The sequence below is a fragment of the Methanocella sp. MCL-LM genome (genome assembly GCF_049676595.1).
Lineage (GTDB): Archaea > Halobacteriota > Methanocellia > Methanocellales > Methanocellaceae > Methanocella_A.
The window spans coordinates 206897-220146 of record NZ_CP187259.1 but is presented as its reverse complement, the minus strand read 5'-3'; the positions used below and the strand labels follow the sequence as shown (position 1 = coordinate 220146).

The following is a 13250-nucleotide window of genomic DNA, read 5'->3' as shown; positions in this document are numbered from 1 at the left end:
ATAACCTTGCATACTAGGACTGATGATACTATGGTTATGGAACTCCCGAAAAAGGTCCAGGACCTGCTGAACAATCCGCAGGCCGTAAAAATTCTGGCGACCCAGACGACAGAAACCGATCTGCATATAGTACCGCTCGGCTCGCTGAGCGCGCCCACCGCAGATCGGATCGTCTTCGCCAGGGTGCTGATTAAAGAGACACACGCGAACCTGGAAAAGGCTTTAAAAAGCGGGCACCACGTCTCCGTGCTGGCGATGAAGGATAACGAAGCCTACCAGATCCGGTGCCAGGTCAGATCTTTCGATACCAGCGGCCCGCTGTACGAGGCGATGGGCGCTAAGCTGAAAGAGATGAACCTGCCGTTCGGCGGCGTCTGGCAGCTGGAGCCGGTGGACGTGCTCAACCAGAGCCCGGGCCCTGATGCTGGCAAGCACATGTAGATTCCGAATTTGTAAAATCATCACGATTAATCATTAATTTTTTATAGCTTAAGCATCTAAACTAAACACTAGTGGTCACCAGTGGACGCGCTTGACTTCCGTATATTAGGTCTCTTGCTTAGAAACGCCCGGCTCTCCTACGAGCGCATGGCTGTCGAGCTCGGCGTACCCGAGGGTGTCATCATCAACCGCATCTTCCAGATGTGGGACGCCGGGGTGATCAGCGAATACCGCACCCGGGTCAGCCCCCAGCTGTTCGGCTGCAGGCCGGCCATCGTGCTCGCCGAAGCCTACCGCTCTTACTGCAAGCAGAAAGACATCAGGGCGCTGCGGACCGTAGACCGGATTACCCAGATCGTGGAGACCACCAGCAAGATCTATTCTGCGTACGTCCTCTACAAGGATGACCTGGAGCTGAAGGACACGGTGGACCTGATCCGGGCGAAGGTCAGCCCGTCCAGGGTCACCAGCGTCCTCTACCCGCACGAGGCAGTGCCCTCGGTGCAGCTGACAGGCCAGGACTGGAAGATCGTCGAGTACCTCATGGACGACCCCCGGGCGGCCGAGGACAAGATGGCCCGGGATCTCGGAGTGCCCGAGCGCTCTCTGAAGCGGCGCATGGACAAGCTCCTGGTAGGCGGGGCCATTTCCCACACGATAGTCATCCAGCCCGGCATGTTCCAGGGCATGACCTCGAACCGCCTGTACATCCTCTTCAAGAACGGCGACGAGCACGCCAGAAAAGCCATTGTCGACAGCGTCGAGCATGATCGGAGAGCCATTGTCGACGGCATCGAGAACAAGTGGAACATGCTGCGCCTCGACGCGCCGGACGGCGCCGTCATCGACGTGTACGGTAAAACTCGGAAGGACATCTACGACGACCTCACCAACCTCAAAAGCCACGAAGTGGTCAAAGAGACGTTCTACACGCTGCCGTCCCGCATAGTCTCCAACGATCTTCTGGTGAGGCGGAAAGTAATCGAGGCCGTGTTCAGCACCGACTCGCTCCGGGGCCTGTGAGGGCCAGGGCTTTCCTTTAATGCGCAGCTTTAGTAATCGTCTACTATATGTCCCATGTACTTTGGCGTCGAGTTGATGTCGGTCGCTTTCAGGTACTCGAAGATCCTGTCGTCGAGGCTGTCGAAGCCCGTCAGATACGTGGCTGACTGGTCGATCATCAGAGAGAAGAAGCCGCCCTCCTCGCAGAACGCGAGGACGGGCTTACCTGCAGCAAACGCATACCCTGTCTCCCAGATCGTGCCTGCATCCTTCCCGTCGAGCACGGCAAACACTCCGTCACTCTTCCTGATCTCCTCGCATAATAACGAGAAACGCCGATTTTTCTCTTTCGGGTCCGCAAGGTTGATCCTCCTGTTCCTGTGGGATGTACTGTAGACCTCCAAGCCCAGGCTTTCCAGCCTTGCCTTCACTTTATCCAGCCTCTCTACCTCTCTGTCATTGAAAAACGGTCCTGCAAGAAATAGCCTCATACTTACTATCACACCAAATCGTTCGATTATTTCACACGATTATAATTTTCGTGTTACTACGTATGAAAACGGTAAGATTTAAGCATTTGCAGAATAAGTAGTTATCATGCATGACATGCCAGGCTGTAAATTCACTCATATGGACCGGAAGTACTCGATTGAAGATCTGGCCGCTTTCCACGGGCACCTCGGCCCGTACATCGTCCTGGGCTACCGCATAGGCCGCTATGCCAGAGAGTTCTTTTGCGACGACGCTTTCCAGATGAACGCTGTAGTCAGCTGCTCCGGCACCCCGCCCCAGTCCTGCATCCTGGACGGGGTCCAGATCGGCAGCGGCTGCACGATGGGCAAGCGAAATCTGGAGCTGCAGGTCGCCGAATCCATCGCCTGCGAGTTCACCTCGAACGGGAAGAAGATGGTGATCAGGCCGAAGCCTATCAAGTTCCCTCCCCGGGGCGAAGAGTATTTCCACCAGATCGAGCAGCTGGCGGTCGAAATGTACCGCATGGATGATACAGAGCTGTTCGAAGTCAGCTCCCGGTAGGACGAATATACTCATGATCCAGCTGGACGGCATCTATACCGCCTACGAGGGCGGCGACAGGCCTGTCATCAAAGACCTCTCGCTGAGGATCGGCAAGGGCGAGTTCGTCATCATCGGAGGCCCCAACGGCGCGGGCAAGACCACCCTGCTCGAGGCGATCAACGGCATGGTCAGGATCACCCATGGCGCAGCCAGGGTATGCGGGCTAGACGTCCGCAGAGCCGGCTGCGAAGTCAGGAAAAAAGTAGGCTACGTCATCCAGAACTTCTCTTTCGACCCTTTCACACCTTTCACCGTGGAGCAGGCGGTCATGATGGGCCGGTACGGCAGGCTGGGGATGCTGCACCGCCCGGGGAAGGCCGACTTTGAAGCAGTCGAGCGGGCCATCCGCATCGTGGGTATCGAGGACCTGAAGCACAAGCCGATCGGCACGCTGAGCGGGGGCCAGCAGCAGAAGACCTTGATCGCCCAGAACCTCGCCAAAGAGCCCGAGATCATTCTGCTTGACGAGCCGTTCAGCAACCTGGACTTTCAGGCCAGGGAGTTCGTCTCCGGCATCCTGAGCGGCCTGGTGAAAAAGGGCACGCCGGTAGTTATCGTCTCTCACGCATTCGACGACCTGCCCGAGACGGACATCCGCATGATCATCATGGACAGCGGCCGCATCGGGAAGGACGTCACCTGTGCGCCCGCCGAAGTGGAGGGCATAGTGCGCTCTGCAGTGGCGGTGAACTAAAGTGCTGGAGTTCCTCATCCCCAACAACATCGTCTGCCACGCGGTCGAGGCCATGATCTTCGCCTCGATCTCCTGCAGCATTCTAGGCGTCATCATCGCGCGCATGAACCTCTCCTCAGTGGGCTTCACCATGTCTCACGCCGCTTTCGCAGGCGCTGCCATCGGCCTGTTCCTGGGCCTGGACTCGATCGCAGTCGCGGTCATCTTCAGCCTCGGCGTCGCAGCCCTGCTCGGGCCGGTCAGCGAAAAGGCGAAGATGTCGGCCGATACGACGCTGGGCGTCCTCTTCGCGATGTCCATGGCGGTCGCCGTCTTCTTCATCTCGTACATGCAGTACTCAGGCAAAGGCATCTCCGCCGGAGGGCTCCTGTTCGGGGACCTGATCTCGCTCTACCGGGAAGAGATCTATCTGCTGGGGCTGATCTCTCTCCTGAGCGTGCTGCTCATCGTCATCTTCTACAAGGAAATCCTCTCGCTGATGTTCCACATGAAGATCGCAGAGGCGTCCGGCATACGCACCAGACTGGTCTACTACGCCATCCTGTTCATCATCGCCGTCTCCGTCGCGCTGAGCATCAACATCGTCGGCGGCCTGATCATCTACGTCTGGCTCGTGGTGCCGGCCGCCATCGCCTACCAGTTCTGCTTCAACGTCCGGAGCATGTTCATCGTGGCGCCGCTGGTAGCCCTGGCTATCAGCATTCCCGGGGTGTTCGCCGGTTTCGAGTACAACCTCCCGGTAGGGCCGCTCATCGGGATGGCGTTCACCTTCGTCTTTGCGCTTTCTGTAATACTATCTACAAAAAGACGTGTAACGAGTAATAAAAATTAAATATTTCGTATTACTACATCATATGTATGCTACACATGCGATTATTCTCGATACTCCTGATAGTAACACTATCAATCTCGCTGGCAGCCCCCGCGGGCGCTCAGCAGGCTGACGCAAAGCTAAAGGTGGTCTGTACGACCTCGGTCCTCCAGGACCAGGTAGCCTTCATAGGGGGCGACAGAGTGGAAGCGATCTCCGTGGCCGACCCCACGATGTGCCCGCACCTGCAGGCCGACATCCTGCCGAACAGGCTGCAGCTCAACCGGGAGTTCATCAGGACAGCGGACCTGTTTGTGGCCTACGGAGACAATAACGATGTATCGTATAACCTTCCTGCCGTGAACGATTTCATGATGGCCAACGGCTACGGCAACGTGACGTGGGTGAAGTCCGCCACCCCCGGCGCCGGGTGGAACACTCCGGAGAAGTCCAAAGCCCTGGCCGCCGAAGTGAAGGGCTGGCTCATCGACAGGGACCCGGCGGGAAAGGACTACTACGAGCAGCGATACGTTGAATACGCCAGTACGTTCGATGCCGTCGGCCCGGCTCCGGCAGAGCTGGAACAGCTCAGCCAGACCGAGGTTATCGTCATGTACTGGCAGAAGGGCCCGGTCGAGAACTGGCTCGGCATGAAGGTGGTCAACTTCTTCGCCCCCGAGTTCGTGCTGAATGGCACAAAGACGCCGGCGAAGCTGGTCGACGATATCAACGCCAACCCGGAGAAGTACAGAAACGTCTCCTACGTCATCGAGAACAAGCAGTCCACCGAGCTGGCCAGGGGCGTCGAGGAGGCGCTGCACGACAAAGGCATCAACGCAAAGCGGGTGATCTTCACCAACTTCCCCGGCTCGGTGCCGAACTCCGACACGATGGCGGACGTACTCCAGTACAACAAGCAGCTGGTCTTATCGCAGGGGACCACGCCCGCTGCCGCTGAAGCGGCACCCGCTGGCAGTACTGCGATCCTCGCGGGCCTGGGAGCAGGGCTCCTGTTGGCCGCCGCAGGCCGTAGCCGCCAGTGAGCCGGCTCGACTGACCTCCTCCTCTTTCTCTTTTTGCTCCTAACCTATAATAGCAGGTAAGCCTATATTGGACTGACTAACAGGAATGCTTCCTATGCCCGACGCCACCTTCGACGAGCTGTTTGAAAATAAACGATGGGGAGAGCTGCGGGATTACCTGAACAGCCTCGACCGGGTGGAGCTGAGCGACCTGTTCGGGGATATGGAGCCGCACCTGATGGTGCCTGCCTTCAGGCTTCTCCACAAAGATAAGGCACTGCAGCTCTTCGAGCTGATGGACGTGGAGGACCAGGCCCGGCTCATCGACCTGATGGGCGACCCCGACACGATCAAACTGGTGGAGAGCCTGGACCCGGATGACCGGGCCCGCCTGTTCGAGGAGCTGCCCGCCATCGTCACCAAAAAACTCCTGAGAGCGCTCAGCCCTGAAGCCCGGGAGTCGGTCAACCTGATCCTCGGCTATCCCGAAGGCAGCGCCGGCAGGATCATGTCGTCCCGGTACCTTTCGGCGAAGTCCGGCAAGACGGCGGGAGAAGTCTTATCCACCCTTTATGCCACCCCGCTCCGGCCGGACGAGATGCAGGTGATCTTCGTCACCGACGACCAGCGGGTCTATCAAGGCTACGTGACGCTGGGAAGCCTGATCAAGGCGAAGCCCGGCGTGCTCATGGGCGACCTCGCGACAGACCCTGAGGCCTTCGTCTATACTGGCGACAGCAAGGCCGAAGCGGCAAGGGTCGTCGTAGACTACGATCTCCCCGCCATCGCCGTGCTGGACAGCGAGGAACGACTGGTGGGGACGGTGACGTTCGACGACGTGCTGGACGTGCTGGAAGAAGAGGCCACCGAGGACTTCCAGAAACTGGGCTCTGTAGGCGTCATCAAGACGAGCCTGAAAGACGCGAGCACCTGGCTGCTCTACCAGAAGCGGGTGCCCTGGCTGCTCATCCTGGTCGTCATGAACATCTTTACCGGCGCGGCCATCGCCCTGTACGAGGGAACCATCGAATCTGTAGTAGTCCTCGTCTTTTTCATGCCGCTGATCATCGCCAGCGCCGGCAACGCGGGCGCCCAGTCGGCCACCCTGGTCGTCCGCGCGCTGGCGACGGGAGACGTGGCGGTGAAGGACTGGCTGGGACTGCTGATCAAAGAGGCTACCGTCGCGTTCTTGATCGGCTTAACCCTCGCCCTGGCCGTATCGCTCCTCGGCCTGTACCGGGGCGGCCCCGACCTCGCCGTCGTCATCGCCCTTACCATGGTGGCGGTGGTCATCGTCGGCTCGCTCATCGGCATGTCGCTGCCCTTCCTCCTGACCCGGCTCCGGCTCGACCCCGCGTCTTCGAGCGTGCCGCTGGTCACGTCCCTCGCGGACGTCATCGGGGTGTTCGTGTACCTGAGCTTCGCTACGTGGTATTTAGGGCTGTGAGAACCGGAAGATATCAGGAAGACGAACGCTGCGCTGCGCGTTTCATATTGCTTAGGCGACGTGAGACAACAATACGAACGCTGCGCTGTGCCAGATCACAGATTACGACAGATTGCGCAGATTGCACAGATGACTATTCTAAATGAAAGGACTACTATGAGCCCTTTACTTATTGATTATCGATCAGCATCTGTGAAATCTGTCGAATCTGTAACAATCTGTGATCTGGCACAGCGCAGCGTTCGTCATCGTTCACGGGCACAGAGACAACATCCTATATACTGTACAGTTTCGACGGGACATTTCGAAAATTACCTGCTCTGGTAGTGATCGCTTTCGAGCATAGCTGCCAGATCATCGATCTCTTTTACGGCCATGGTAAGCTCACTGCCCAGGACCGAGGCTTTCAGCAGGCTTTTATCTGCTTGAAGCACCGCGATTACATCCTCGCTGCCCAGGGCTTCGAGGATCGTCTCTCTGGTTTCAGCGTCGGCCTTGTTTACCACGAACAGAGTCCTGCCGACGTGGCCGGAGGCCATCTCTCTCATCTGTTTCGCCAGCACGACTGACTCGTAAGACGGTTCCACCACGGCAATCACGTAGTCGAAGCCTTGCTCGACCGACCGCCCGAAGTGCTCCACGCCGGCGGCGGTATCCATGATGACTACGTCCTTCTCGTCCATGATCAGGTTGTCGAAGAACTGCTTCGAGAGCGTGCCGATCGGGCAGGCACAACCCTCCCCGAACTTCTGGATCTTCCCGACCGAGAGGAGCTTGATGCCAGCCTTCTCCTCCGCCATGTCGGCGGGGATGTCCTCGAGCCGCCACTTCGAGTCGAAGATGCTGCCCTTGCCCGAAAGCCTGGCACCTTGCACGCGCTTGCCGTACTCCGCCTTCCCGCCCAGCCGACCCATGAGGCTGTCGTGCCCTTTCATGCCGAGGTAGAGGTGCAGGCCGAGGTTGGACTCGTCCATGTCGACGACTAAGACTCTCCGGCCCCGCCGGGCCATGCTCTTTGCCAGCAGCGCCGTGATCGTGCTCTTGCCGCTGCCGCCCTTTCCGCAGATGGCGATCTTCATCCTGAAAGACTCCTGCCTGCTCGTACTTATGGTTGTGAAAAGATAAAAGTTTCTTTTCACAAAAGAAACTTTTAAAATCACGTTGACGCACTGTACTTTCTATACCGCAGTTACTCTTCCGTCCAGGCGTGTCCCTCATAGGCCGGGCGTCACTCTTTCACCGCACAACAATGCTTTTACTCGAGCCATCCCCACCATGGAGGTTGCAGTTAGCCATCGCCCGGAGATTAGTGTTTTTGTCAAAGCTGCCTGTATACGTGACCGACCATTCTTCGGCTTTCTTGAAGTTACTCCTGTCGTAAGTCCACTCTTTCAGGAGCCTGTCCCCATCGTAAAGCTTCACGCTGTTCACGTAATGCCCCAGCGCCGAGTCCTCGTGGTGCAGGTTCAGGACGATCGGCACGCTTTCCCCCGGCCTTACTGTGTCAGGAGCATCTATGTGCGCTTCAGCCCTGTCGGCGCTGGCTATGCCCGAGGCTGCAAGCAGGAGTACAAATGCCAGGCATGGCAGTATTATCCATCTCCATCCCATTCATATCACTAGTCGAAGGTCGTCCTGAGGCGAGAAAAGGGTGCCCGGCAGATCGAGCGAAGCCACTTAATGAGTCCTGTATAGTGTTTGATAGGATAGGCTTTATCTCCCGTACATCTTCCTTATAACATCCATGACACCAAGGCCCTTCTCGGTGATCTGGTAAAGCCCGCTCTCCTCTTTCGAGATGAGGCCGGCAGAGGCCAGCTTTTTCACATGGTAGACCAGGTGGCCGCCTTCGTGGCCGGTCACTTCTCCCAGTTCCTTGAACGACATACCGCCTGACGTCAGGCTTTTCAGCATGACGAACCGGGACCGGTGGGCCAGGGGGTCGACGAGCTCGGAGATGGTCAGGTCGTCGGGTAGCTGGCTGAAGTAGGCGGTCGTCCGTGCCTGAGCCAGACCTTGCCGGTATTTGACAAATTTTTCGCCCATAGCCAGCAGCCGGTCGCGCTCGGAGTCGTAGATCTTATAACAGTACAAGCACGCGGCGCTATCTTCGCCTATACGCTCTTTCGCATCGCGGTCGACGATGCCCTTGCGGGTGGTCTCTATGGTCTCCGGGCTGGCCTGATCCAGCTGGTCGATGCCCTCCCGCAGGTGCTTGTCCACCAGATGGTCGATGCATGCATCACGGTTCTCGCCAGGCGGACAATCGCGGCACATACGCTCCCGGAATGTCGAACGGGCGTTTTCCAGCGCGCCGTCGTAGGCCATCTGGCTATATTGCCGGGACATGGCGGCCTGGACATTGCCGATCCGGTCTTCGACCATGAGCTTCTGGAACTCCTTGAGCTCGGAGACCATCGACCGCAGCTCCTGCCGGATCTCCGATCGCAGTTCCTTCATGTCCTTTTCGATGCCGGCGATCCGCTCCTCGATCCTGTCCTTCCTCATCGCCTGAATATCTGGGGCTTGAGTATATGAAAATTACTGTGATCGTACGAAATCAACCTTGAAATAGCAGCAGTTGACAGGCAGGGAAATTTTTAGTATACTAGTTTTCCCTTAACAGTTTTCTTCATCACTCTCCAACAGCATGTTGAGGACGATTATGGAAACTGCACTATTCAAGCTGAAACATACCTTGCTTGCCCTTTACCGGTATGTCTGCAAGGCCTTCAGCCATACAAGCACCGCAGCACTCAACTCGTTTGCCAGAAACGATCGGGCTGACAATGCTCTATCTGACCCAGAGCGCCGGGCGGAGCACGACCGGCAGCGCTACAACGCCGAAGCAATGGCCGCCACCCGGGGCGGTCAACAGTTCTTCAGGTAAAAAAGAAAAGGGGCTTATTTGCGCCCCTGCTGCTTAACGATTCTCGCGATGTCGGTGCCCACGTCGGACGTCCCCGCGGAGCCGCCGAGGTCGTACGTGCGGACCTTCTTCTCTTTCAGGTTCTGCTCGATGGCGTCGACGATGCCCGCCGCGGCCTGCTTTTCGCCGAGGTGCTCCAGCAGCATGGCCCCTGCCCAGATCGTGGCGATCGGGTTCACCTTGTTGAGGCCCTTGTACTTAGGGGCGGAGCCGCCCATGGGCTCGAACATGCTGGTGCCTTTGGGGTTGATGTTGCCGCCGGGGGCTAATCCGAGGCCGCCCTGGATCATGGCGCCCAGGTCGGTGATGATGTCGCCGAACATATTGGGCGAGACGACCACGTCGAAGAACTCGGGATTCTTGACGAACCACATCGTCACCGCGTCCACGTAGTTGAAGTCGGTCTTCACTGCTGGGTACTTCGCCGCGGTCTCGGTGAACACTTCTCGCCAGAAGCCGTATATGTCGGTCAGGACGTTCGCCTTGTCCACGCTGGACAGGTGCTTTTTAGGCCGGGAATTCGCGAGATCGAAGGAGTACTCGATGATCCGCTTTGCGCCCTCCTTCGAGACTACGCCCAGCTGGTAGGCGATCTCGTCGCTGTCGGTCTCCACGTCGAGGCCGAACTTGACGGAGTACATCTGCCTGATGACTTCGAGCTCCTGCTTGCTGGCGCCCTTCTTACACCGGCCGCCGATGCCCACGTAGAAGTCCTCGGTGTTCTCTCGGACAACATAAAAGTCGATGTCCGCGGCAGTCTTGCCCTTCAGCGGGGTCTCCACGCCTTCCATGAGCTTGACCGGCCTGAGATTCACGTACTGGTCGTAGTAGAACCTCATCGTGAGGAGGATGCCCTTCTCCAGCACGCCCGGCTTGACCTTCTTGTCGTCGCCGATGGAGCCCAGGAATATGGCCCGGTACTTCGATAATTCCTTAAGCGAGGATTCGCTGATCGTCTCGCCCGTGCGTACATAATGATCGGCACTGAACGGCATGTCGATCCACTCGACGTCGAAGTTGTATACTTCCTGAGCTGCCTGGATTACCTTCTTGCCTTCCGCTATCACTTCGGGGCCGATGCCGTCACCTGCTATGACCGGTACTTTATATGAAACCATTACTGAGCCCCCTTCTTACTGGCATTCTTCTTGCCTGCCGCTGCCTTCTTCGCCGGCTTCTTCTTCGAGTCTACCATCTTCCTCGCGTACTCTATGAGCCCGCCGCTCTCCACTATCTCGGCAAGGAACTCCGGCACCGGGGTGACCTGGTACTTCTCCTTCTTCGTCTTGTTGACGATGACGCCCTTCTTTTCATCTATTTCTAGCACGTCGCCCTCGGAGATCCTATCCGTATCGGGGCACTCCAGCAGAGTAACGCCTATGTTGATCGAATTCCTGAAGAATATTCTCGCAAAGGACTTCGCGATGACGCACCGGACTCCGGCGCCTTTCAGCGCCAGCGGCGCGTGCTCCCGGGAGGAGCCGCAGCCGAAGTTGTCTCCGGCCACGATGACGTCGCCTGGCCTGACCTTTTCCCGGAACTCCGGCCTGACGCCCTCGAAGGCGTGCTTAGCGAGTTCCTTAGGATCGTTGATGATGAGGAAACGGCCGGGAATGACTGCGTCAGTATCCACGTCGTTTCCGAACTTCCATACCTTCATTTTTTACACGCTCCTCGGGTCGGTGATCTTTCCTTTGATGGCGGAGGCAGCCGCTGTGGCGGGCGAACTGAGATAGACGAACGCATCGGCGCTACCCTGCCGGCCCTTGAAGTTCCTGTTAGAGGTGGCCAGGCCTACCTCTCCGGGGCCGAGCAGCCCGAAGGAGCCGCCCATGCAGGGCCCGCAGCACGGGTTCTCGACCATGGCGCCGGCGGTCATGAACTGGTCGATGAGGCCTGCCTTGAGGGCCTTCATGTACTCGGTCCTGGAGGCCGGGATGACGATCATCCGCACGCCTTTGGCGACCGGCTTGCTGCCCATGATCTCTGCGGCGATCTTGAGGTCCTCGAACCGGCCGTTGGTACAGCTGCCCAGGAAGACCTGGTCGACCTTCTTGCCCTCGACCTCCGTGACGTCCACCACGTTGTCCACGTTGTGGGGACAGGCGACCTGCGGAGGCATCTCGGAGAGGTCGTACTCCATGATATCGGCGTACTTCGCGCCCTCATCGCTCTTCATGTCCTTGTCAAGCTTGTAGCCCTTGACCCTGGCCTTGACGTACTCTTCCGTCTTCTTGTCAGGTTCGATGATGCCGGCCTTGCCGCCCATCTCGATGGCCATGTTACTGATGGTCATCCGCTGGGATATGTCCAGGTTCCTGATGACCTCGCCGGCGTACTCGCAAGCCTTGTAGCGAGCGCCGTCCGCGCCGACGGCGCCGATGAGCATGAGGATGACGTCTTTGCTGTATACGCGGTCTCCGAGTTTGCCGTTGACCTCGAACCGGATGGTCTCGGGTACCTTGAACCAGAGCTTGCCCAGCGCAAAGGCCGCGGCCATGTCGGTAGAGCCGATGCCCGTGGCGAAGGCGCCCAGCGCACCATATGCGCAGGTGTGCGAATCCGAGCCTACGACCAGCATGCCAGGCTCAACGTGGCCCTTCTCCGGCATGACCTGGTGGCACACGCCCTCGAAGACGTCGTAGAAGTGCTTGATCTTCTGGTCCTTCGCGAACTTGCGCAGCATGATGTGGTTCTGTGCCGCCGCCAGGGAGTCGGCCGGCACCTGGTGGTCGAAGAGGATGACGATCTTCTCCGGGTCCCAGACCTTCTTGTCTTCCTGGTTCTTCATGATCTCGTAGAAGCCCTCGACCGCGAGCGGCCCGGTGATGTCGTGCGTCATCGCCCGGTCTATGTCGGCCAGCACGAAATCGCCGGCCTTCACGCTCTTGCCCGAAGCCCTGCCGAAGATCTTTTCAGTGATTGTCAGCTTGGTGGCCATAGTGATTACAATGCATAGTTTCCATGTGCCCTTTATAAATCTACCTAAAGACTAATGTGACAATATGGTGTAAATAAGTTTACATAATAATAACAATCGGTATGCACGAAGCTATATATGTAAAAATGACCTAAAGTCATCATATGACCATGGGTCACAAATTGACCAATAGTCACAACACTGGTGCTATGCATATGACTACAGCACAGCGAAAAGAGCTGGAAAAGGAAGGGCGCAGGCTGACCATCATCGACACAGCCGAAAAACTGTTCGCCACTAAAGGCTACGACAGCGTCAAGATGGAGGACGTGGCGAGAGAGGCTAAGCTGGCAAAGGGCACGCTATACCTGTACTTCGAGAACAAGGATGCGCTGTACGTGGCGGTCGTCCTCAGGGGGATCGCCCTCATGGGCGATATGGTCGGGGCAGCTATGGCAGGAGAGAAGAAGGGCATCAGCAAGATATACGCGGGCGGGCTGGCCTACTACGAGTTCTCCAAAAAATACCCCGTCTATTTCGGTATGCTGCTCGATGCCCAGCAGCGTGCGGCTGCTGGCACCCTGGGTGAGGCGGTCAAAGATCAGTTCCTGCACGCCAAGCACCGGGCGCTACAGACCACCATAGAGGCAGTACGTACAGGGATCGCGGACGGTACCATCCGGCCGGCGGCAGAGCCCCGGAAGACTGCCCTGCTTTTGATGGAAGCCACGACGGCCATGATCCGGACGTCCCACGAGGTCCACGTCACCAGGGGCAGCCCCGCCGCGACCCGGGACGAGATCGTCTACTTCACCCTCGACATGCTGCGGCAGGCTATCGAGCTGAAGAGCACTCCCGTGAGAGGGGTTTAATAAGTTTCTTTCACGTCATAAATCGACAACATTAA

General features: G+C 57.9%; 16 protein-coding genes. 9 read left to right on the top strand and 7 right to left on the bottom strand.

Annotation, left to right across the window (positions count from 1 at the left end):
- The first annotated feature begins 36 nt into the window (after window positions 1-36).
- Both ACPLPM_RS01135 and ACPLPM_RS01130 read left to right on the top strand, forming a co-directional pair.
- Window positions 37-441, top strand: a complete 405-nt coding sequence (locus ACPLPM_RS01135) for a hypothetical protein (RefSeq protein ID WP_424358400.1) — start codon at window positions 37-39, stop codon at window positions 439-441.
- An 81-nt stretch (window positions 442-522) separates the two neighbouring features.
- The gene (locus ACPLPM_RS01130) at window positions 523-1464 is read left to right on the top strand and encodes an AsnC family transcriptional regulator (protein ID WP_424358399.1); all 942 of its coding nucleotides are present in this window, start codon (window positions 523-525) and stop codon (window positions 1462-1464) included.
- A gap of 29 nt (window positions 1465-1493) precedes the next feature.
- Here the strand turns inward: ACPLPM_RS01130 and ACPLPM_RS01125 are convergent, their stop codons facing one another.
- Window positions 1494-1934, bottom strand: a complete 441-nt coding sequence (locus ACPLPM_RS01125) for a nucleoside 2-deoxyribosyltransferase (RefSeq protein ID WP_424358398.1) — start codon at window positions 1932-1934, stop codon at window positions 1494-1496.
- A gap of 115 nt (window positions 1935-2049) precedes the next feature.
- Between ACPLPM_RS01125 and ACPLPM_RS01120 the strand changes: the two genes are divergently transcribed.
- The 5 genes from ACPLPM_RS01120 (at window position 2050) to mgtE (ending at window position 6494) form a co-directional block, all read left to right on the top strand.
- Window positions 2050-2478, top strand: a complete 429-nt coding sequence (locus ACPLPM_RS01120; protein ID WP_424358397.1) for a formylmethanofuran dehydrogenase subunit E family protein — start codon at window positions 2050-2052, stop codon at window positions 2476-2478.
- Window positions 2479-2491: 13 nt separating this feature from the next.
- Window positions 2492-3214 carry a metal ABC transporter ATP-binding protein gene (locus ACPLPM_RS01115; protein ID WP_424358396.1) on the top strand — a complete coding sequence of 241 codons (723 nt, stop codon included), beginning with the start codon at window positions 2492-2494 and terminating at the stop codon, window positions 3212-3214.
- Window position 3215: 1 nt separating this feature from the next.
- The gene (locus ACPLPM_RS01110) at window positions 3216-4046 is read left to right on the top strand and encodes a metal ABC transporter permease (RefSeq protein ID WP_424358395.1); all 831 of its coding nucleotides are present in this window, start codon (window positions 3216-3218) and stop codon (window positions 4044-4046) included.
- Between the two features lie 26 nt (window positions 4047-4072).
- Window positions 4073-5068, top strand: coding sequence for a metal ABC transporter substrate-binding protein (locus ACPLPM_RS01105; protein WP_424358394.1), 996 nt, complete (start codon window positions 4073-4075; stop codon window positions 5066-5068).
- A 94-nt stretch (window positions 5069-5162) separates the two neighbouring features.
- Window positions 5163-6494: a magnesium transporter gene (gene mgtE / locus ACPLPM_RS01100; protein ID WP_424358393.1), complete on the top strand. Its 1332-nt coding sequence runs from the start codon at window positions 5163-5165 to the stop codon at window positions 6492-6494.
- Window positions 6495-6805: 311 nt separating this feature from the next.
- Here mgtE and ACPLPM_RS01095 read toward each other — a convergent pair whose 3' ends face one another.
- The 3 genes from ACPLPM_RS01095 to ACPLPM_RS01085 form a co-directional block, all read right to left on the bottom strand.
- Window positions 6806-7573 carry an AAA family ATPase gene (locus tag ACPLPM_RS01095; RefSeq protein WP_424358392.1) on the bottom strand — a complete coding sequence of 256 codons (768 nt, stop codon included), beginning with the start codon at window positions 7571-7573 and terminating at the stop codon, window positions 6806-6808.
- A gap of 157 nt (window positions 7574-7730) precedes the next feature.
- On the bottom strand, window positions 7731-8105 hold the full coding sequence (locus ACPLPM_RS01090; RefSeq protein WP_424358391.1) for a desulfoferrodoxin family protein: 375 nt from the start codon (window positions 8103-8105) through the stop codon (window positions 7731-7733).
- Window positions 8106-8207: 102 nt separating this feature from the next.
- Window positions 8208-9002, bottom strand: coding sequence for a winged helix DNA-binding protein (locus ACPLPM_RS01085; protein ID WP_424358390.1), 795 nt, complete (start codon window positions 9000-9002; stop codon window positions 8208-8210).
- Window positions 9003-9159: 157 nt separating this feature from the next.
- Here ACPLPM_RS01085 and ACPLPM_RS01080 point away from each other — a divergent pair, with 157 nt between their 5' ends.
- A complete protein-coding gene (locus tag ACPLPM_RS01080; RefSeq protein ID WP_424358389.1) occupies window positions 9160-9384 on the top strand; it encodes a hypothetical protein in 225 nt (74 codons plus the stop codon).
- A 14-nt stretch (window positions 9385-9398) separates the two neighbouring features.
- On the opposite strand, the gene ACPLPM_RS01075 is transcribed toward ACPLPM_RS01080, so the two are convergent.
- Genes ACPLPM_RS01075 through ACPLPM_RS01065 form a run of 3 tightly spaced genes read right to left on the bottom strand, consistent with a single transcriptional unit; the run spans window position 9399 to window position 12364 of the window.
- On the bottom strand, window positions 9399-10541 hold the full coding sequence (locus ACPLPM_RS01075; protein WP_424358388.1) for an isocitrate/isopropylmalate dehydrogenase family protein: 1143 nt from the start codon (window positions 10539-10541) through the stop codon (window positions 9399-9401).
- Complete coding sequence (locus ACPLPM_RS01070) at window positions 10541-11083, bottom strand: 3-isopropylmalate dehydratase small subunit (protein WP_424358387.1); 543 nt, start codon at window positions 11081-11083, stop codon at window positions 10541-10543. Before ACPLPM_RS01070 ends, ACPLPM_RS01075 begins: the two co-directional genes overlap by 1 nt.
- A gap of 3 nt (window positions 11084-11086) precedes the next feature.
- Window positions 11087-12364 carry a 3-isopropylmalate dehydratase large subunit gene (locus ACPLPM_RS01065; RefSeq protein ID WP_424358386.1) on the bottom strand — a complete coding sequence of 426 codons (1278 nt, stop codon included), beginning with the start codon at window positions 12362-12364 and terminating at the stop codon, window positions 11087-11089.
- A 194-nt stretch (window positions 12365-12558) separates the two neighbouring features.
- Here ACPLPM_RS01065 and ACPLPM_RS01060 point away from each other — a divergent pair, with 194 nt between their 5' ends.
- Window positions 12559-13215 (top strand): TetR/AcrR family transcriptional regulator, encoded by a 657-nt coding sequence (locus ACPLPM_RS01060; RefSeq protein WP_424358385.1) that lies wholly within the window; start codon window positions 12559-12561, stop codon window positions 13213-13215.
- The last annotated feature ends 35 nt before the right edge of the window (window positions 13216-13250 follow it).